The organism is Streptomyces sp. NPDC048603 (genome assembly GCF_043199475.1).
In the GTDB taxonomy this organism is placed as follows: Bacteria; Actinomycetota; Actinomycetes; order Streptomycetales; family Streptomycetaceae; genus Streptomyces.
The window spans coordinates 17,399-35,907 of sequence record NZ_JBICVY010000017.1 but is presented as its reverse complement, the minus strand read 5'-3'; the positions used below and the strand labels follow the sequence as shown (position 1 = coordinate 35,907).

Sequence of the window (18,509 nt, the reverse complement as noted above, 5' to 3'; positions counted from 1 at the left end):
CCCGTGACCACCGAAGCAGCGCCGCCCCCAGGCGGCCCGGACACCCAGTCGGCGGCCCTCCCGGCCGAGCGCTTCGCCGCCGTCCAGGCCGGCCCCGAATTCGGCGAACTGCGCCGCACCTACCGCTCCTTCGCGTTCCCCCTCACCGCGGCCTTCATCGCCTGGTACCTGCTCTACGTGCTGCTGTCCAACTACGCGGGCGGCTTCATGGGGACCAAGCTGTTCGGCAACGTCAACGTCGCACTGGTGCTCGGCCTCGGCCAGTTCGCCACCACCTTCCTCATCGCCTGGTGGTACTCACGGCACGCCGCGACCAAGCTCGACCCGCGGGCGCAGGCCATCAAGCAGCGCATGGAGGCCGGGGAATGAGCGCCGCACACGCTTACCATCTGGCCGCCGGCGGGGCCTCCGAACACCGGCCGCTGATCATCACCCTCTTCGGGCTGTTCGTGGTCGCCACGCTGATCATCACGGTCTGGGCGGGCCGTCAGACCCGCGGCGCCGCCGACTTCTACGCCGGCGGCCGCCAGTTCACCGGCTTCCAGAACGGCCTGGCCATCTCCGGCGACTACATGTCCGCCGCGTCCTTCCTCGGCATCGCCGGCGCCATCGCCCTGTTCGGCTACGACGGCTTCCTCTACTCCATCGGCTTCCTGGTCGCCTGGCTGGTCGCGCTCCTGCTGGTCGCCGAGCCGCTGCGCAACTCCGGCCGCTACACCATGGGCGACGTCCTCGCCTACCGGATGCGCCAGCGGCCCGTCCGGACCGCGGCGGGCACCTCCACCATCGTGGTCTCGATCTTCTACCTGCTCGCCCAGATGGCCGGCGCCGGCGTACTGGTCTCCCTGCTGCTCGGGATCAAGAGCGACGGAGGCAAGGTCGCGATCGTCGCCCTGGTCGGCGTCCTGATGATCGTCTACGTCTCCATCGGCGGCATGAAGGGCACCACCTGGGTCCAGATGGTCAAGGCGGTCCTGCTGATCGCGGGCGCCCTGCTGATCACCCTCATGGTGCTGTGGAAGTTCAACTTCAACGTGTCCGACCTGCTCGGCGAGGCCGCCGCGAACAGCGGCAAGGGGTCCGCCTTCCTGGAACCCGGCCAGAAGTACGGCGCCACCGGGACCTCCAAGCTGGACTTCACCTCCCTCGGCCTCGCCCTGGTGCTGGGCACCGCAGGCCTCCCGCACATCCTGATCCGCTTCTACACCGTGCCGACCGCCAAGGCCGCCCGTAAGTCCGTCAACTGGGCCATCGGCATCATCGGCGCCTTCTACCTGATGACCATCGCCCTCGGCTTCGGCGCCGCCGCGCTGCTCAACCGGGCCGACATCATCGCCTCCAACCCCTCCGGCAACACCGCCGCCCCGCTGCTCGCCCAGGAGATCGGCGGCGGCCCCGACTCCACCGGCGGCGCCATCCTGCTCGCCGTGATCTCCGCCGTCGCCTTCGCGACCATCCTCGCCGTGGTGGCCGGCCTCACCCTGGCCTCCTCCTCGTCCTTCGCGCACGACATCTACGTCAACGTGATCCGCAAGGGGCAGGCCACCGAGAAGGAGGAGGTACGGGCGGCCCGCTGGTCCACCGTGGTCATCGGCGCGGCCGCCATCGGCCTGGGAGCCCTGGCCCGCGACATCAACGTGGCCGGCCTGGTGGCCCTCGCCTTCGCCGTCGCGGCCTCCGCCAACCTGCCGACGATCCTGTACAGCCTCTTCTGGAAGCGGTTCACCACCCGGGGCGCCCTCTGGTCGATCTACGGTGGCCTGATCTCGTCCGTGGTGCTGGTGCTGTTCTCGCCGGTGGTGTCCGGCAACCCCAAGAGCTCCATGTTCAAGGGCATGGACTTCCACTGGTTCCCGCTGGAGAACCCCGGAATCATCTCGATCCCCCTGGGCTTCCTGCTCGGCTGGCTGGGCACGGTCCTGTCCAAGGAGCAGGCCGACCCCCAGAAGTACGCGGAACTCGAGGTCCGGTCGCTGACGGGAACAGGGGCGCACTGAGATCCTCCGAACACCGAGCGTGGCCGCGTCGTACGGAAGTACGACGCGGCCGCGTTACGTCTCGTTCATTCGGCGACGTCAACAAGCCACAGGGGTCGCGTAGTCTCGATCTCATCGGATACCTGCCGGGACACCCCGGAACGCCCTCACACCGGACAGGGGAGGAGGCCCACAGTGCTTCTCGACACCTACGGCCGCGTTGCCACTGACCTGCGCGTCTCGCTCACCGACCGGTGCAACCTGAGGTGCACGTACTGCATGCCCGAAGAGGGCCTGCAGTGGCTGGGCAAGTCCGACCTGCTCACCGACGACGAGATCGTCCGGCTGATAGAGATAGCCGTGACCTCCCTCGGCGTGACCGAGGTCCGCTTCACCGGCGGCGAGCCGCTGCTCCGCCCCGGCCTCGTCGGCATCGTCGAGCGCTGCGCGGCCCTGGAGCCCCGCCCCCGGATGTCCCTCACCACCAACGGCATCGGCCTCAAGAGGACCGCCGCCGCCCTCAAGGCGGCCGGCCTGGACCGGGTCAACGTCTCCCTCGACACGCTGCGGCCCGAGGTCTTCAAGACCCTCACCCGGCGGGACCGGCACAAGGACGTCGTCGAGGGCATGGCCGCCGCCCGGGACGCCGGACTCACCCCGGTCAAGATCAACGCCGTGCTGATGCCCGGCCTCAACGACGACGAGGCCCCCGACCTGCTCGCCTGGGCCATCGACCAGGGCTACGAGCTCCGCTTCATCGAGCAGATGCCGCTGGACGCCCAGCACGGCTGGAAGCGCAGCGGAATGATCACTGCCGGTGACATCCTGCAGTCGCTGCGTACCCGGTTCGAGCTGACCGAGGAGGGCCAGGAGGCCCGCGGCGCGGCCCCGGCGGAGCGCTGGATCGTCGACGGCGGCCCCGCCACCGTCGGTGTCATCGCCTCGGTCACCCGGCCGTTCTGCCGCGCCTGTGACCGCACCCGCCTCACCGCCGACGGCCAGGTCCGTACGTGTCTGTTCGCCACGGAGGAGTCCGACCTGCGGGGTGCGCTGCGCTCGGGCGCCCCGGACGAGGAGATCGCCGACCTCTGGAAGAAGGCGATGTGGGGCAAGAAGGCCGGTTCCGGTCTGGACGACCCGTCCTTCCTCCAGCCCGCCCGCCCCATGTCGGCGATCGGCGGCTGAGCGCTCCTCCGGCGGCTGACCGCTCCTCCGGCGGCAGCCGCGGCCCCGCCCCTGCCGGCGCTACGCCCCCTCCGGGTCCTGCCACTCGTCGAACTTCACCACGTCCTTGAGGAAGCCGCGCACGCCCAGGAACTGGGACAGGTGCTCGCGGTGCTCCTCGCACGCCAGCCAGGTCTTGCGGCGCTCCGGGGTGTGCAGCTTCGGGTTGTTCCAGGCAAGGACCCAGACGGCCGCGTCGCGGCAGCCCTTGGCGGAGCAGATCGGGGTGGTCGGTTCGTCGGCGAAGAGGTTCACGCCCCCACCCTAGAAGACGACGGCGAGACGACATGACGACGCCGGGCAGCCACGGGGGGAGCTGCCCGGCGTCGATACGTCGCTCCGACGGGGGATGCGGAGCGCGTAGGCAGTATGTCACGCAGGACCCGGTGCGGTGCACCGGAACTTCATGATTGATCTGAGCTTTTCTTGAGGTTTCCCGCGTCCAGCGCCGGACGCACGGGTGAGGAGATGAAGTTCGAGGGCAGCGTCGGGGTGCTCTCCCGCCCCGCGTTCGCGATGACCACCGCCACGTACGGCAGCAGCGCGCCCAAGACGAGCGTCACCACCGCCACATGGCGCTCCACGTTCCACAGGACCACGGTGAGTATCACCGAGACGGTCCTGATCGCCATCGAGATCACGTAGCGGCGCTGCCGCCCCCGTACGTCCTCCTGGAGCCCCATCCGGGCGCCGGTGATCCGGAAGACCTCGGCTTCGTTCCGCTTCTTCACCCCTCCACGGTACGCCCGGCCCGTCCCGCCGGGGAGAGCGGGGCCTCCGAACGGGGGCGCCCGAAATGCGTGGTTCGCCGATCGGCTCGAAACTGGGCGCACGTGTGCACATCGCGCCCCCGAGGAGGCGACATGAGCTGGTTGTGGGCGATCATCGTCGGATTCGTGCTGGGTCTCATAGCCCGGGCCATCCTGCCCGGGAAGCAGCACCAGCCGCTGTGGCTGACGACCCTGTTCGGCATCGTCGGTGCCATCCTCGGCAACGCCGTCGCCGGCTGGATCGGGGTGCGCGACACCGCCGGCATCGACTGGACCCGGCACCTGCTGCAGCTCGCCGGGGCCGTGCTCATCGTCGGACTCGGCGACATGGTCTACATGTCCCTCCGCGGCAGGCGCACCGCCTAGGCGGGTCCTGGCCCGCGCAGGGCGGACGCACGGCGAAGGGGCCGGTACGGACGGATCGTCCGCACCGGCCCCTCGCCGTACGTCACCTCGGGCCGGGCCGGAAGTGTGTCACCTCCGGCCGTGGCCGGCCCCGGTCAGATGCCGGTGACCTCCACCGCGGCCAGGTTCTTCTTGCCGCGGCGCAGCACCAGCCAGCGCCCGTGCAGCAGGTCCTCCTTGGCGGGGACCGCGTCCTCGGCGGTGATCTTCACGTTGTTCACGTACGCGCCGCCCTCCTTCACGGTGCGCCGCGCGGCCGACTTGCTGGCCACCAGGCCCGTCTCGGCGAACAGGTCCACCACCGGCACCAGCCCGTCGGCCTGGGCCCGCGGCAGCTCGGACAGGGCCGCGGCCAGCGTGGCCTCGTCCAGCTCCGTCAGGTCACCCTGCCCGAACAGTGCCCGGGAGGCGTTGATCACGGCGGCGCACTGGCCGGCGCCGTGCACCAGCGTGGTCAGCTCCTCGGCGAGGGCCCGCTGCGCGGCCCGCATCTGCGGCCGCTCGGCGGTCTGCGCCTCCAGCTCCTCCAGCTCCGCGACGGACTTGAAGGACAGGATCCGCATGTACGTCGAGATGTCCCGGTCGTCCACGTTCAGCCAGAACTGGTAGAACGCGTACGGCGTGGTCATCTCCGGGTCGAGCCAGACGGCGCCACTCTCGGTCTTGCCGAACTTGGTGCCGTCCGCCTTCACCATCAGCGGGGTCGCCATCGCGTGCACCTCGGCCTGCGGCTCCACCTTGTGGATCAGGTCGAGGCCGGCCACCAGGTTGCCCCACTGGTCCGAGCCGCCCTGCTGCAGGGTGCAGCCGTGCCGCCGGTACAGCTCCAGGAAGTCCATGCCCTGCAGCAGCTGGTAGCTGAACTCCGTGTAGCTGATGCCCTGGTCGGACTCCAGCCGGCGGGCGACCGAGTCCTTCGTCAGCATCTTGTTGACGCGGAAGTGCTTGCCGATGTCCCGCAGGAACTCGATGGCGGACATGCCGCCGGTCCAGTCCAGGTTGTTCACCAGGGTGGCCGCGTTCTCGCCCTCGAAGGACAGGAACGGCTCGATCTGCGCACGCAGCCGGTTCACCCAGTTCGCGACCGTCTCCGGGTCGTTCAGGGTGCGCTCGGCGGTCGGCCGCGGGTCACCGATCTGCCCGGTGGCCCCGCCGACCAGCGCCAGCGGCCGGTTCCCGGCCTGCTGGAGCCGGCGCATGGTGAGCACCTGCACCAGGTGCCCCACGTGCAGCGAGGCCGCGGTCGGGTCGAAGCCGCAATAGAACGTGACCGGACCGTCCGCGAACGCCTTGCGCAGGGCCTCTTCGTCGGTGGACTGCGAGAACAGCCCGCGCCACTTGAGTTCGTCGACGATGTCAGTCACGGTCGTGACTCTCCTTGAAGGATGGAGTGAGTAGGGGTGCGGATGAGGGTTCCCGCACATTCTAGGTGGTCAGACGCCCTGGCTTACCGAACTCATGTTGAAATCGGGGATACGCAGAGCGGGCATCGCGGCCCTGGTGAACCAGTCGCTCCATTCGCGCGGCAGGGTCTTCTCGGTCCGCCCGGCCTCGGCGGCCCGGGACAGCAGGTCCACCGGCGACTCGTTGAACCGGAAGTTGTTCACCTCCCCGGTCACCTCGCCGTTCTCCACCAGGTACACGCCGTCCCGGGTCAGCCCGGTCAGCAGCAGCGTGGCCGGATCCACCTCGCGGATGTACCAGAGGCAGGTCAGCAGCAGACCCCGCTCGGTGGCGGCGACCATCTCCTCCAGGGACTTCGTCCCGCCCGCGTCGAGGATGAGGTTGCCGAAGCCGGGGGCGACCGGGAGCCCGGTGAGGTCCGCGGTGTGCCGGGTGGTGGTCAGCCGGCTGAGCTCGCCGTCCTTGATCCAGTCGGTGGCGGGCACCGGCAGACCGTTGTCGAAGACCGACGCGTCGTCGCCCGAGCTGTGCGCGATCACGAACGGCGACGTCTCCAGCCCCGGCGCCGCCGGGTCGCTGCGCAGGGTCAGCGGGAGCCGGGACAGCTTCTCGCCGAGCCGGGTGCCCCCGCCGGGCTTGGAGAACACCGTCCGGCCCTCCACCGCGTCCCGGGCCGCCGCCGACCACATCTGGTAGATCAGCAGGTCCGCCACGGCGGTCGGGGGGAGCAGGGTCTCGTACCGGCCGGCCGGCAGCTCGGTCCGCCGCTCCGCCCAGCCCAGCCGTACGGCCAGCTCCGCGTCCAGCGCGGTCGGGTCGACGTCGCGGAAGTCCCGGGTGGAGCGGCCCGCCCAGGCCGAGCGCGGCCGGCCGTCCGCGGCCGGCGCCTTGGCGTTGACCTCCAGGGTGCCGTTGGGCTGGTCGTGCCGGAGCCGGAGCCCGGTGGAGGTGCCGACGTAGCTGGAGACCAGCTCGTGGTTGGCGAAGCCGTACAGCTCGCGGCCGCCCGCGCGGGCGGCCGCGAACGCCTCGCCGAGCGCCGGCGCGAACGCCGCGAACACCGCCGAGGAGGTCTCGGCCGGGGCGTCCGTGAAGTCCGGGGACGCCGGGGTGCCGGTGACCAGCGGCTGCGCGTCCTCGGCCGGGCCGGCCGTGCGGGCGGCCGCCTCGGCGGCGCGGACCAGCGGCTCCAGGTCGGCGGCCGTGACGGCGCCGCGGGAGACGACCCCCGAGGCCGTTCCCTCCTTGCCGTCCACGGTGGCGATCACCGTCAGGGTGCGGCCGCGGGTCACCCCGTTGGTGGTGAGCGCGTTGCCCGCCCAGCGCAGGTTCGCGGTGGACTCCTCGTCGGCGATGACGACGCAGCCGTCGGCCGTGGACAGCTCCAGGGCCCGCTCGACGATCTCGTGCGGCTTGGTGTGGTTCGGTGCCATCAGCGTCCGGCCTCCTGCGTGGTGTTCAAGATGTTGACGCCGCGGAACAGCGCGGACGGGCAGCCGTGCGAGACCGCCGCGACCTGGCCCGGCTGGGCCTTGCCGCAGTTGAAGGCACCGCCCAGCACGTACGTCTGCGGACCGCCGACGGCCTCCATCGACCCCCAGAAATCGGTGGTCGTGGCCTGGTAGGCGACATCGCGCAGCTGGCCGGCCAGCCGTCCGTTCTCGATCCGGAAGAACCGCTGCCCGGTGAACTGGAAGTTGTAGCGCTGCATGTCGATCGACCAGGAGCGGTCGCCGACCACGTAGATCCCGCGCTCCACCCCGCCGATCAGGTCCTCGGTGGACAGCCCGCCCGGGTCCGGCTGCAGCGACACGTTCGCCATCCGCTGCACCGGCACGTGGCCGGGGGAGTCGGCGAAGGCGCAGCCGTTGGACCGCCCGAGGCCCGTCAGCTTCGCGATCCGCCGGTCCAGCTGGTAGCCGACCAGGGTGCCGTTCTTCACCAGGTCCCAGCTCTGCGCCTGGACGCCCTCGTCGTCGTACCCGACGGTGGCCAGGCCGTGCTCGGCGGTCCGGTCACCCGTCACGTTCATGATCGGGGAGCCGTACTTCAGCTTGCCCAGCTGGTCGAAGGTGGCGAAGGAGGTGCCCGCGTACGCCGCCTCGTAGCCCAGCGCCCGGTCGAGCTCGGTGGCGTGGCCGATGGACTCGTGGATGGTCAGCCACAGGTTCGAGGGGTCGACGACCAGGTCGTACCGGCCGGCCTCGACGCTCGGCGCGCGCATCTTCTCGGCGAGCAGCTCCGGGATCCGCTCCAGTTCGCCGTTCCAGTCCCAGCCGGTCCCGGTCAGGTACTCCCAGCCGCGCCCCGCCGGCGGGGCGATGGTCCGCATGGAGTCGAACTCGCCGGTCTTGTCGTCCACGGCCACCGCGGTGAGCTGCGGGTGGATCCGCACCCGCTGCTGGGTGGTCACCGTGCCGGCCGTGTCGGCGTAGAACTTGTTCTCGTGCACGGCGAGCAGCGAGGCGTCCACGTGGGCCACCCCGTCGGCCGCCAGCAGCCGCGAGCTCCAGTCGGCGAGCAGGGCCGCCTTCTCCTCGTCGGGCACCGCGAACGGGTCCACGTCGTAGGCGGAGACCCACGTCCGGTCCGCGTGCACCGGCTCCCCGGCCAGCTCCACCCGCTCCTCGGACCCCGCCGCCTTGATCACCTTGGCGGACAGCTGGGCCATCGCCACTGCCTGCGAGGCGACCCGGGCCGCGCCGTCCATGGTGAGGTCCACGCCCGAGGCGAAGCCCCAGCTGCCACCGTGCACGACCCGGACCGCGAGCCCGAGGTCGGTGGTGTCGGAGCCGCCGGAGGGCTTGGCGTCGCGCAGCCGCCAGGAGGCGCTGCGGATCCGCTCCAGCCGGAAGTCGGCATGCTCGGCGCCCAGCGCGCGGGCCCGGGCGAGCGCCGCGTCGGCGAGCGCCCGCAGGGGCAGCGCGGTGAAGGCCGCGTCGATGGAATGGGGCACGGAAGTCCTCCCAGGTCGGGAATGGTCGCTCCGATCATGTCGCGCCCGGACCCCCCGTGCCTACCACTTTCTGTAGGGACTCGACAGAGCCCGTCCCGAGGCCCTGTCGATGCCCGAGTCCTCGAACGGGGGAGCGGCCCGCTAGGTTTTCGGTAACCAGACCGCTAGCGAAAGGGTGATCCGTTGAGCCGCTCGGTTCTCGTCACCGGAGGAAACCGGGGCATCGGCCTCGCCATCGCCCGCGCCTTCGCCGATGCCGGCGACAAGGTCGCGATCACGTACCGGTCGGGGGAGCCCCCGGCCGAGCTCGCCGAGCTGGGCGTGCTGGCCGTCCGTTGCGACATCACCGACTCCGAGCAGGTGGAGAGCGCCTACAAGGAGATCGAGGAGAAGCACGGCGCGGTCGAGGTGCTGGTGGCCAACGCCGGCATCACCAAGGACACGCTGCTGATGCGCATGTCCGAGGACGACTTCACCTCCGTCCTGGACACCAACCTCACCGGCACCTTCCGCGTGGTCAAGCGCGCCAACCGGGGCATGCTCCGGGCCAAGAAGGGCCGCGTCGTCCTGATCTCCTCGGTCGTCGGCCTGCTCGGCTCGGCCGGCCAGGCGAACTACGCGGCCTCCAAGGCCGCCCTCGTCGGCTTCGCCCGCTCCCTCTCGCGCGAGCTGGGCTCCCGTAACATCACCTTCAACGTTGTGGCCCCGGGCTTCGTGGACACCGACATGACGAAGGTGCTCACCGACGAGCAGCGCGCCGGCATCGTGTCGCAGGTCCCGCTGGGCCGCTACGCGCAGCCGGAGGAGGTCGCCGCCGCGGTGCGCTTCCTCGCGTCCGACGACGCCTCGTACATCACAGGAGCCGTCATTCCCGTTGACGGCGGATTGGGCATGGGTCACTGATCGACATGAGCGGAATTCTCGACGGCAAGCGCGTCCTGATCACCGGTGTGCTGATGGAGTCCTCCATCGCCTTCCACACCGCGAAGCTGGCCCAGGAGCAGGGCGCCGAGGTCATCCTCACCGCTTTCCCGCGGCCCACCCTGACCGAGCGCATCGCCAAGAAGCTGCCCAAGCCCGCCAAGGTCATCGAGCTCGACGTGACCAACGACGAGCACCTGGGCCGCCTGGAGCAGCTGGTCCGCGACGAGCTCGGCGGCCTCGACGGCGTCGTCCACTCGATCGGTTTCGCCCCGCAGGACGCGCTCGGCGGCAACTTCCTGAACACGCCGTTCGAGTCGGTCTCCACGGCCATGCACGTCTCGGCGTTCTCGCTGAAGTCCCTCACCATGGCCTGCAAGCCGCTGTTCCCGGCGGAGGGCGCGGCCGTCGTCGGCCTCACCTTCGACGCGCAGTTCGCCTGGCCGCAGTACGACTGGATGGGCCCGGCCAAGGCCGCGCTGGAGGCCACCAGCCGCTACCTCGCCCGCGACCTGGGCAAGGAGAACGTCCGCTGCAACCTGGTCTCCGCGGGCCCGATCGGCTCGATGGCCGCGAAGTCCATCCCGGGCTTCTCCGAGCTGGCCGACGTGTGGAACGACCGTTCCCCGCTGGCGTGGGACATGGCCGACCCGGAGCCGGCCGGCCGCGGTGTCGTCGCCCTGCTCTCGGACTGGTTCCCGAAGACCACCGGCGAGATCGTGCACGTCGACGGCGGCGTGCACATGATGGGCGCCTGACGCCTGACGCCTGACGCCTGACGCCTGACGCCTGACGCCTGACGCCTGACGTCTGGCCGTCGGATCCGCCCGGGTGCTCTGTCGCCCGTACGGGTCAACCCCGCGCACAGCGGTGAAGGGCCGCACCTCCTCCGGGAGGTGCGGCCCTTCGCGTTGCGGCGGTGCCGGGACGGATCCGGGCCGCCTCCGCCGAGTCGATAAAAGGGGTGAATGCCTGCAGACTGACCGGGCCGGGGTCTTCCCGGCGCGCTGCGGGGAGGAGGCGAGGGAGTGCGTGCGAGGCGGAGCCGGACGGTCCCCCTGCTGTTCACCTCGGTCGTCCTGACCGGTCTCCTGATCCCGGGGGCGCTCGCGCAGCCCCCCGCCGCCGATCCCGCGCGCGGCGCCGGCGGAGGCCGCGCGGCCCCGGGCGCCGTGGAGCAGCCGCTGCAGGCCGACGCGGCCACGGTGAACGTGGCCGAACTGCCGGTGGAGCCCCCCGCCCAGCCCGCCCGTCCCCCGGCCGGGGAGCTCTTCGGCGCCGACTGCCGTACCACCATCACCGGCTCGTCCGTCACTGCGTACTGCCACAACCCCTACCCGGAGACCGACCTGGTCCGGCTGCACGTCGAGTGCGACCGCTGGTGGGACCTGGACGGGGACAGCGCCGGGGTGGCCGTCGAGCCGGCCGCCTGGCTGGAGCTGACCGGCCGGTGCTGGAAGGAGGTCCGCTCGGCCTGGGTCAGCCACCGGCGCGGCTGAGCGCCGCCCCCTGCCGAAGCCCTGCCCGCGCGGCGTTCCCGCCTGCCGAAACCCCTGCCGGCCGGCGCTACCGCCCGCCGAGGCAGACGAACGGGTAACCGGCCGCCTCCGAGGCCGCGGTGTCCGCGTCCCCGCGCCGGATCGCCTCGATCAGCCGCCCGTGGTCCAGGTGCGACTCCGGGGTGAGCTCCGTGCCCACGTCCCCGCGCAGCCAGTCCCGTATCAGGTCGCCCAGGTCGGCGTACAGCTCGATCAGCACCTCGTTGCCGGAGGCGGTGACCACCGCCATGTGCAGGGCGTGGTCCGCCGCGATGAACCGCTCCGCGTCCCCGGACTCCCACGCCTCCTCGCGCCGGGCCAACAGCGCGTCGAGCGCTGCGAGGTCCCGCTCGGTGCGCCGCTCCGCCGCGAGCCGGGCCGCCGAGGACTCCAGGGTCGACCGCAGCTCCGCGATGTGCCGCGGGTCCGCCGCCGCGAACCGCCGGTGCATCACCCCGGCCAGCTCGCTGGTGGCGAGGACATAGGTGCCGGAGCCCTGCCGGATGTCGAGCAGGCCGTTGTGCGCCAGCGCGCGGACCGCCTCGCGGACCGTGTTGCGGGCCACCCCCAGCAGCTCCACCAGTTCCGGTTCGGTGGGGATGCGGCTTCCGACCGGCCACTCGCCCGAGGTGATCTGGTTCCGCAGCTGCGCGATCACCTGGTCGACGAGCGCGGAGCGCCGGGGCGAGGTCAACGGCATGAGTGGGTTCCCCCTTCGTGGTCGACGTCCCAGCCTCCGAGGCTGGACAACCAATCATCCCATGATTCTATGATGGTTCAATGCACGACGAAAAGACGACCCTCGACCGGCCCTCCGCGGCCCCGGCCGGCCCCGCGGCCACCCCCATCGCACCCGCGGACGGCCCGGCTCGGCCCGCCTGGCTCGGTCCGGTCCTCGTCGCCGGCCTCGTGCTCGCCGCACTCAACCTGCGGCCCGCCATCACCAGCCTCGGCGCCCTGTTCGAGGAGACCCGCACCGGCCTCCACATGAGCGGCACCGTCGCCGGCCTCATCACCTCGGTGCCGGCCCTCTGCTTCGCCGTCTTCGGCATCACCGCGCCCCGGCTCTCCCGCCGTTACGGCGTGGCTGGCGTGGTCTGCGCCGGCATGGTCATGGTCGCCACCGGCCTGCTGATCCGCCCCTTCATGAACGGCGCGGCCGGCTTCCTCGCCTTCAGCGCCCTCACCCTGGCCGGGATCGCCCTCACCAACGTGCTGCTCCCGGTGATCGTCAAGCGCTGGTTCCCGGACCGGGCGGGCACCATGACCGGCCTCTACTCCATGGCCATGGCCGCCGGCACCTCCCTGGCCGCCGCCACCACCGTTCCCATGACCGAGGACCTGCTCGGCGGCAGCTGGCGCGCCGGCCTGCTGGTCTGGGCCGCGTTCGCGGTGCTCGCCGTCCTGCCCTGGCTGGCCGTGGTCCGCGCCGACCGCCGCGACCGGGCGGCCGGAGCCGGTGCCGCCCCGGCGGGCGGCGGCGCCACCGCCCCGGCGACCGGCCCGCAGGTCGTTCGCAGCCGTACCGCCTGGGCCCTGGCCGGCTACTTCGGCCTCCAGGCCACCAATGCGTACATCACCATGGGCTGGCTCCCGCAGATCTTCCGCGACGCCGGGGTCCCGGCCGGTACGGCGGGCGTCCTGCTCGCCATCGCCATGGTGATGGGCGTCCCGCTCGCCTTCGTCATCCCCGGCCTGGCCGGCCGACTGAAGCACCAGGGCCCCATCGCCGTCACCCTCAGCCTGTTCGGCTTCGCCGCATACGTCGGCCTGTACATCGCCCCCGCCGCCGGGGCCTGGGCCTGGGCCCTCATGCTCGGCCTCTGCAACTGCGCCTTCCCGCTGGTCATCGCGATGATCGGACTGCGCGCCAGGTCCGCGGCGGGCGTGGTCAGGCTCTCCGCCTTCGCCCAGTCCGCCGGATACCTCATATCCATCCCCGGGCCGCTGCTCATCGGCACCCTCTACCAGCACAGCGGCGGCTGGGACCTTCCGCTCGCGCTGATGGCCGGGCTGCTCGTGCCGCAGATCGTGCTCGGGGTCCTGGCCGGCCGGGACCGCACGATCGAGGACGAATGCGGCATGCGAGACTGATGGGCATGCCCGTCCTCGAACCGAACCCGCAGAACAGCCACAAGAAGCTCGGCCTCGTGCTCGGCGCGATGCTCGGCATCACCGTGCTCATCGCCGTCATCGCGACCATCGCCGCACCCTGAGCGCCCCTGCACGACCCTGAGCACCCCCCGGGGTGGGGTTAACCCCCCATCCCCTAGGGGGTCCGACTCAGGGTGAACTCGGGTGCGTCCCCGATGGGAACCGCCGCCGTGGATCCGTAGATTCACAGATGAAGGCGCGCGACAGCACGCGCGCACGGCGGGGGACACCCAGGAGGCGGCGATGGCGGCAACGACCCGGCCGGCCCGCGGCAACGGCGCGCAGGCCCGGCTCACCTGGTGGGGCATGGCCCTGCCCGCCCTGGCCTTCTCCCTCCTCGTCCTGCTGCTCCTCGGCGGACCGGCCGAGGCGGGCACCGCCTCCGGACCCTCCGACGCCTCCGTGCTCGGGCTGCTCGCGCAGGAGATCCTCCGCCTCCTCGGCTGACCGCCGCCGACCCCGCCGGCCCGCCCGACGGACCTCCCCGCCAGGCCGTCCGGGACACCCGCCGGGGACACTGCCGGGGGCGCTCCGGAGCGCATCCGCCCCTGGCGGGTGAGCTCCTTCAACACCCTGCGCCCCACCCCCGGTTTCGTGCGAAGCTGGGTCCCATGAGCGCCGACACACCCCGCAGGATCGTCCTCCTCCGGCACGCCAAGGCCGACTGGCCGCAGGTCGCCGACCACGACCGGCCGCTGGCCGACCGGGGCCGCCAGGAGGCCGCGGCCGTCGGACTGAAGCTGGCCGAGCTGGACATCGACTTCGACCTGGCCCTCTGCTCCACCGCCACCCGGACCCGGGAGACGTGGAAGATCGCCGCCCAGCACCTGTCGCACCGCCCGAAGACCGTCCACGAGGAGCGGCTCTACGAGGCGTCGCTCGGCGAGCTCATCGCCCTGCTGAACGAGACCCCCGAAGAGGTCTCCGACCTCCTGGTCATCGGCCACAACCCCGGGATGCACGCCCTCGCCGACGCCCTGGCCGGACGCGCCGAGGGCGACACCCTGCAGCGGCTGACCCTGCGCGGTTTCCCGCCCGCCTCCCTGGCCGTCCTCGCCTTCACCGGCTCGTGGAAGTCCGTGGAGCACGGCGTCGGCACACTGGCCGGCTTCTGGACCCCGCAGGACCACTGACGGAAGCCCGGACCGCCCCTGGGGCGTCCGGGCTTCCGCTGTGTCCGGCAGCCGCAGGCCGCCCGCGGCTCAGCGCACCGTGACGGACGGTGCGGCCGCGGTCCGGGCCTCCCAGAGCTCCGGGTAGAAGTACCGGTGCACCGCCGCCCGCAGATGCCGCACCCCGCTGCTGCCCCCGGTCCCCGGCAGCCCGCCGATCTGCCGTTCCACGAGCAGCGCGTGGCACGCCCGCCACTCCGTCCAGATCTCGTCGTGGTCGACGAGCGCCTCCAGCAGCTCGGCCAGTTCGGCCCGCTCCGCCGGCTCTCCCTCGCCGTGGAGCACCGCGAGCCGCTCGTACGCCACCCCGCGGTCCTCGGCCGTCCCCACCGGGAGGCCGGCCTTCTCCACCAGCGACAGGAACGCCTCCCACAGCGTCGGCTCCGCCAGCCGCCGCACCAGCCGCTCCCGCTCCTCCCGTCCCAGCCCCGCCCGCATCCGCGCCCCGTGCTCCCCGCGCACCCAGTCGGCGCCGGACAGCGCCGCGATCTCCAGGTACTGCGCGGACTGCGCGCCGCTGCTGCGGCCGAGCGCCCCGCGGAAGGCGTGGAACTCCCGCGGCGGCATCCCGCGCAGCGGACGCATCCCGGAGATCAGGGCCCGGGTGATCCCCACGCACCGCACGAGCCGGGCCCGCGCCGCCCGCGGATCTCCCTGCAGGATCCGGTCCCGGGCGTCGGCCAGCTCGGCCAGCAGCTGACCGAACCACAGCTCCTGGACCTGGTGCACGGTGATGAACAGCCGCTCGTCGTGCACCCCGTCGGCCAGCGGAACCTGCAGCGTCAGCAGTTCGGGCAGCCGCAGGTAGTCGGAGTAGGTGACCGTGTCCGGCTCAGACATCCGAGTCCTCCGGCGCGCGCAGACCGTACGCGGCGAACGCGTCCGTCACCCCGGGCAGGTCGAACGCGCCCGCCTGGGCGCAGAGCCGCAGGGTGGAACGGGAGACGGTCTGGATGCGGTCGGCGCCCGCGTTCCCGCCGTAGCTGTCCGCGATCACCGCCTCGACGCGTTCGTCGTCCAGGCCGGCCAGGCGCAGCGACACCCGTACCGGCTCCACGTCCCAGTCCAGCGCCGCGCGGATCATCGCGGGCAGCGCCCGGGCCGCGAGGACGCGGCGGCGCCCGTCGAGCCGGGCCCACAGCTCCAGGAAGAAGGCGGAGAAGAAGCGGTGGTGGCGGCCCTCGTCCTTGGCGTGGTCGCGCATCAGCTCGCGGACCGTGCTCACCACGGTCGGGTCCTGCGGCACCTCGTTGAGCACCGCCGTGATCAGCGTCTCGAACACCACCGCCTGCAACTGCCCGGCCAGCACCGGGTCCTCGGGCAGCAGCCGCCGCCCGCTGTCCTGCAGCGCCGTGACGAAGCCGCCGTAGTCGACCCCGGGCACGGCGATGCCGGTGACGGCGGCGATCTGGTCGGCCAGGTCGAGGCTGTAGAGAGCGTGATAGCCCTCGTCGCAGTAGACCTTGAAGGCGTCCATCCGCAGGGCGGTCGGGAAGTGCATGCCGGTGTTGCCGTTGGCGACGGGCTCGGCTGCCCCGTTGACCACCCGGGTCTCCAGGTGGGTGGTCGAGTGCAGGAACTGGTAGAGGTGCCGTACGGATATCTCGCGGGCCCGTTCCGGGGCCAGCGCCTTCACCTCGGGGTGGGACAGGTGCGGCACCAGGGCGTCCGGGAAGAAGACCCGGCCCTGCTCGGCTTCGGCGTGGAAGATCCGCCGTACTCCGCCGCGCACGCCGGCGGTCTCGTACCAGCGGTCCAGGGGGCCCGGGGCGGTGCTCATGGACGGCTTCCGTTCGGTGAGGAGGGGGAGGGGGAGGAGGGGGAGGAGAGGGAGGGGGACGGCGCGGAGAGGTGCGCGGCGATCCGGCGGACCGCCTCGGCGACGAGGGGAGCACCGACGGCATGACACAGCCGGAACCAGCCGGGCTCCGGCGAGCGGAACGCCCCGCCGGGCAGGATGCTGACCCTGGCCGTCTCGAACAGCGCGGCCCAAAGCCGCTGTTCGGCCTCGAACCCCCTGCCGGGCAGCCACGCCCGGAGGTCCAGCCATACGGAGAACCCCGCGTCTGCGGGGGCGTACGGAATCCCGTGGGCGTCCAGCAGGGAGCAGAGGTGCGTGTACGAGGCGGCCAGCCGCCGCCGGCCGGCTGTGAGGAAGGAGGCGGTCCAGGCCGGGTCGGCCAGCAGCTCCGCGAGGGTGTCCTGGGTGGCGGTGGAGACGGGCGCGAAGTAGGCCAGTGCCCGTGCCGCGGACCGTACGAGCGGGTCACGGGTGTGCAGGACGCCGGTCTTCAGACCGGGCAGCCCGAAGTCCTTGGCGAAGCCCCAGACGACATGGGTGCGGTCGGCCCAGTCCGGGTTGACGGCAGGGTCGGCGGCGCTGGTGAACTCCTGCTCGCCGAAGACCGAGTGGGCGTAGATCTCGTCGGAGATCACGTCGACGTCGTGTTCGCGGGCCACCCGCAGCAGCTCGGCGAGCACCTCGGGCGGGTGCGTCTCGCCGATCGGGTTGGACGGCGAGGAGAGCGCGACGGCACGCACCGTGATGCCCTCCGCGCGGGCCTCCTTCAGGGCCCGGTCCACGGCGTCGGCCGTCAGCCGGAAGCCGTCGGCGGGGGACAGCGGCGCGGGCAGCATCCGGGCGCCGGACCGCCCGCCCAGGTCGGTGTCGAAGGCCCCGTAGTACGGCGAGGGCACCACGATCGCCTCGCCCGGGTCGCACAGCACGGAGGCGATGGCGTCCAGGGCCCCGGTCGCACCGCTGATCACGACCAGGTCCTCCGGGTCGAGCGGGGTCCGGCAGGTCGCGGAGAGCAGCGCGGCCACGCGCTCGCGCAGTACGTCGGTGCCGTGCAGGGGCGCGTAGCGGGCGGTGGCCTCCGTCAGCGGGGGCAGTGCCGCCAGCCGGTCCCGGAGCAGGTCCCAGAGCAGGCGGTTCTCCGCGGTGCCCAGGTTGAGGTAGCCGTCGGGGCGCGAAGCGGCGTCGTAGGGCTCGGCCTCGGCGCGGAAGTGGGCGTCGGCGATGGCCGGAGTATCGGCGAGCAGCCGGGCGGCCTGGTGTGAAACGCGGGACGGGCGGGTCATCGGTATCTCCCGGCGGCAGGGGCGGTGCCGGCGGCGGCCGGGGCGCCGGCAGGGGCGGGTACAGGGGCGGGGGCCTGGGCGGCTCCGGTGAACAGGCCCGGGTTCACGCCGAGGCCCATCGAGGCGTCGATGACGGCCCCGTGCAGGGCTGCGGAGTACTCGCCCGCCAGCCAGCGGACCTGCTCGGCTATTTCCTCGGAGCGGATCAGGCGGCCCTGCGGAAGCCGCGCGGTGAAGGCCGCGAGTTCCTCGGGGGAGAGCTTGTCCAGGGTGCTGGCCCGGAACATCGTGGTCTCGACGGCGCCCGGGCAGAGCGCGAAGACCTGGACCGGGGTGTGCACCAGCTCGGCGGCGAGGTGCCGGGTCAGATAGGTGAGTGCGGCCTTGCTCATCCCGTCGGCGGGGTGGAAGCCGGGGAACTGGGAGATCCCGCCGCCCACGCTGGAAATGTTGATGATCTTCCCGTAGCCGCGTTCCAGCATCCCGGGCACCAGCTGCTCGATGAGCCACAGCGGGCCCACCGCGTTGATCTGGAAGAACGCCGAGGCCATGTCGTGACGGGCGCCGTCCGCGTAGTGCTCGACGGACTTGGAGCCGACGGCGGCGTTGTTCACGAGGACGTCGACCGGGCCGGGTATGCGGTCCAGCAGCCGTTCGTGGTCCTCCCAGTCTCCCTGGTCGAAGGGGAAGGCCTCCACCTTGGCCCGGCCGGTGAGGGCGAGCTCCCGCACCAGCTCCTCGGCCCGATCACGACCATTGCGGTAGGTAAACCAGACCGTCCAGTCTGCCTCCCTGGCGAATCTTTCCACGCAAGCCCGGCCAATTCCGCCGGATCCCCCTGTGACGAGCACATTTCGGGTCAACTGCTTCCCCTTGAACGATCGAAGTGGACCGCCCTGCCATGA

21 protein-coding genes are annotated in these 18,509 nt (G+C 71.9%); 11 read left to right on the top strand and 10 right to left on the bottom strand.

Annotation, left to right across the window (positions count from 1 at the left end):
• Positions 1 to 3 precede the first annotated feature (3 nt).
• The 3 genes from ACGFQ9_RS33025 (at position 4) to moaA (ending at position 3,161) form a co-directional block, all read left to right on the top strand.
• Positions 4 to 369, top strand: a complete 366-nt coding sequence (locus ACGFQ9_RS33025; protein WP_393579021.1) for a DUF485 domain-containing protein — start codon at positions 4 to 6, stop codon at positions 367 to 369.
• On the top strand, positions 366 to 1,997 hold the full coding sequence (locus ACGFQ9_RS33020) for a cation acetate symporter (RefSeq protein ID WP_393579019.1): 1,632 nt from the start codon (positions 366 to 368) through the stop codon (positions 1,995 to 1,997). The genes ACGFQ9_RS33025 and ACGFQ9_RS33020 overlap by 4 nt, the downstream gene beginning before the upstream one ends.
• Before the next feature lie 174 nt (positions 1,998 to 2,171).
• Positions 2,172 to 3,161, top strand: a complete 990-nt coding sequence (moaA, locus tag ACGFQ9_RS33015) for a GTP 3',8-cyclase MoaA (RefSeq protein WP_393579017.1) — start codon at positions 2,172 to 2,174, stop codon at positions 3,159 to 3,161.
• Between the two features lie 60 nt (positions 3,162 to 3,221).
• Here the strand turns inward: moaA and ACGFQ9_RS33010 are convergent, their stop codons facing one another.
• Together ACGFQ9_RS33010 and ACGFQ9_RS33005 are read right to left on the bottom strand one after the other, a co-directional pair.
• Positions 3,222 to 3,455 (bottom strand): hypothetical protein, encoded by a 234-nt coding sequence (locus ACGFQ9_RS33010; protein WP_393579016.1) that lies wholly within the window; start codon positions 3,453 to 3,455, stop codon positions 3,222 to 3,224.
• Positions 3,456 to 3,604: 149 nt separating this feature from the next.
• Entirely contained in the window at positions 3,605 to 3,883 is a 279-nt protein-coding gene (locus ACGFQ9_RS33005) for a DUF3099 domain-containing protein (protein WP_393579198.1), read from the bottom strand.
• A 180-nt stretch (positions 3,884 to 4,063) separates the two neighbouring features.
• Between ACGFQ9_RS33005 and ACGFQ9_RS33000 the strand changes: the two genes are divergently transcribed.
• Positions 4,064 to 4,336, top strand: a complete 273-nt coding sequence (locus ACGFQ9_RS33000) for a GlsB/YeaQ/YmgE family stress response membrane protein (protein ID WP_393579015.1) — start codon at positions 4,064 to 4,066, stop codon at positions 4,334 to 4,336.
• 134 nt (positions 4,337 to 4,470) lie between these two features.
• Here ACGFQ9_RS33000 and tyrS read toward each other — a convergent pair whose 3' ends face one another.
• The 3 genes from tyrS to ACGFQ9_RS32985 all read right to left on the bottom strand — a co-directional run bounded on the left by tyrS (position 4,471) and on the right by ACGFQ9_RS32985 (position 8,735).
• Positions 4,471 to 5,739 carry a tyrosine--tRNA ligase gene (gene tyrS / locus ACGFQ9_RS32995; RefSeq protein WP_393579013.1) on the bottom strand — a complete coding sequence of 423 codons (1,269 nt, stop codon included), beginning with the start codon at positions 5,737 to 5,739 and terminating at the stop codon, positions 4,471 to 4,473.
• Positions 5,740 to 5,808: 69 nt separating this feature from the next.
• Positions 5,809 to 7,212 carry a metallopeptidase TldD-related protein gene (locus ACGFQ9_RS32990; protein ID WP_393579011.1) on the bottom strand — a complete coding sequence of 468 codons (1,404 nt, stop codon included), beginning with the start codon at positions 7,210 to 7,212 and terminating at the stop codon, positions 5,809 to 5,811.
• On the bottom strand, positions 7,212 to 8,735 hold the full coding sequence (locus ACGFQ9_RS32985; RefSeq protein ID WP_393579010.1) for a TldD/PmbA family protein: 1,524 nt from the start codon (positions 8,733 to 8,735) through the stop codon (positions 7,212 to 7,214). Before ACGFQ9_RS32985 ends, ACGFQ9_RS32990 begins: the two co-directional genes overlap by 1 nt.
• 183 nt (positions 8,736 to 8,918) lie before the next feature.
• On the opposite strand from ACGFQ9_RS32985, the gene fabG reads away from it, so the two are divergent.
• The 3 genes from fabG (at position 8,919) to ACGFQ9_RS32970 (ending at position 11,155) form a co-directional block, all read left to right on the top strand.
• A complete protein-coding gene (fabG, locus tag ACGFQ9_RS32980; protein ID WP_393579008.1) occupies positions 8,919 to 9,638 on the top strand; it encodes a 3-oxoacyl-[acyl-carrier-protein] reductase in 720 nt (239 codons plus the stop codon).
• Positions 9,639 to 9,643: 5 nt separating this feature from the next.
• Positions 9,644 to 10,414, top strand: coding sequence for an enoyl-ACP reductase FabI (fabI, locus tag ACGFQ9_RS32975; RefSeq protein WP_393579006.1), 771 nt, complete (start codon positions 9,644 to 9,646; stop codon positions 10,412 to 10,414).
• 270 nt (positions 10,415 to 10,684) lie between these two features.
• Positions 10,685 to 11,155: a hypothetical protein gene (locus ACGFQ9_RS32970; RefSeq protein WP_393579005.1), complete on the top strand. Its 471-nt coding sequence runs from the start codon at positions 10,685 to 10,687 to the stop codon at positions 11,153 to 11,155.
• Positions 11,156 to 11,222: 67 nt separating this feature from the next.
• On the opposite strand, the gene ACGFQ9_RS32965 is transcribed toward ACGFQ9_RS32970, so the two are convergent.
• Positions 11,223 to 11,894, bottom strand: coding sequence for a FadR/GntR family transcriptional regulator (locus ACGFQ9_RS32965; protein WP_393579004.1), 672 nt, complete (start codon positions 11,892 to 11,894; stop codon positions 11,223 to 11,225).
• Positions 11,895 to 11,974: 80 nt separating this feature from the next.
• Between ACGFQ9_RS32965 and ACGFQ9_RS32960 the strand changes: the two genes are divergently transcribed.
• The 4 genes from ACGFQ9_RS32960 (at position 11,975) to ACGFQ9_RS32945 (ending at position 14,481) form a co-directional block, all read left to right on the top strand.
• The gene (locus tag ACGFQ9_RS32960; RefSeq protein ID WP_393579002.1) at positions 11,975 to 13,288 is read left to right on the top strand and encodes a CynX/NimT family MFS transporter; all 1,314 of its coding nucleotides are present in this window, start codon (positions 11,975 to 11,977) and stop codon (positions 13,286 to 13,288) included.
• Between the two features lie 5 nt (positions 13,289 to 13,293).
• On the top strand, positions 13,294 to 13,410 hold the full coding sequence (locus tag ACGFQ9_RS32955) for an SGM_5486 family transporter-associated protein (protein WP_393579000.1): 117 nt from the start codon (positions 13,294 to 13,296) through the stop codon (positions 13,408 to 13,410).
• Between the two features lie 181 nt (positions 13,411 to 13,591).
• The gene (locus ACGFQ9_RS32950; RefSeq protein WP_393578998.1) at positions 13,592 to 13,795 is read left to right on the top strand and encodes a hypothetical protein; all 204 of its coding nucleotides are present in this window, start codon (positions 13,592 to 13,594) and stop codon (positions 13,793 to 13,795) included.
• Positions 13,796 to 13,959: 164 nt separating this feature from the next.
• On the top strand, positions 13,960 to 14,481 hold the full coding sequence (locus ACGFQ9_RS32945; protein WP_393578997.1) for a SixA phosphatase family protein: 522 nt from the start codon (positions 13,960 to 13,962) through the stop codon (positions 14,479 to 14,481).
• Between the two features lie 69 nt (positions 14,482 to 14,550).
• Here ACGFQ9_RS32945 and ACGFQ9_RS32940 read toward each other — a convergent pair whose 3' ends face one another.
• The 4 genes from ACGFQ9_RS32940 to ACGFQ9_RS32925 are packed head-to-tail and all read right to left on the bottom strand — an operon-like array spanning position 14,551 to position 18,455.
• Positions 14,551 to 15,360 (bottom strand): tryptophan 2,3-dioxygenase family protein, encoded by an 810-nt coding sequence (locus tag ACGFQ9_RS32940; protein ID WP_393578995.1) that lies wholly within the window; start codon positions 15,358 to 15,360, stop codon positions 14,551 to 14,553.
• Positions 15,353 to 16,300 carry a diiron oxygenase gene (locus tag ACGFQ9_RS32935; RefSeq protein ID WP_393578994.1) on the bottom strand — a complete coding sequence of 316 codons (948 nt, stop codon included), beginning with the start codon at positions 16,298 to 16,300 and terminating at the stop codon, positions 15,353 to 15,355. The genes ACGFQ9_RS32940 and ACGFQ9_RS32935 overlap by 8 nt, the downstream gene beginning before the upstream one ends.
• On the bottom strand, positions 16,297 to 17,604 hold the full coding sequence (locus ACGFQ9_RS32930; protein WP_393578992.1) for an aminotransferase class I/II-fold pyridoxal phosphate-dependent enzyme: 1,308 nt from the start codon (positions 17,602 to 17,604) through the stop codon (positions 16,297 to 16,299). Before ACGFQ9_RS32930 ends, ACGFQ9_RS32935 begins: the two co-directional genes overlap by 4 nt.
• The gene (locus tag ACGFQ9_RS32925; RefSeq protein ID WP_393579196.1) at positions 17,601 to 18,455 is read right to left on the bottom strand and encodes an SDR family NAD(P)-dependent oxidoreductase; all 855 of its coding nucleotides are present in this window, start codon (positions 18,453 to 18,455) and stop codon (positions 17,601 to 17,603) included. Before ACGFQ9_RS32925 ends, ACGFQ9_RS32930 begins: the two co-directional genes overlap by 4 nt.
• Positions 18,456 to 18,509: the final 54 nt, after the last annotated feature.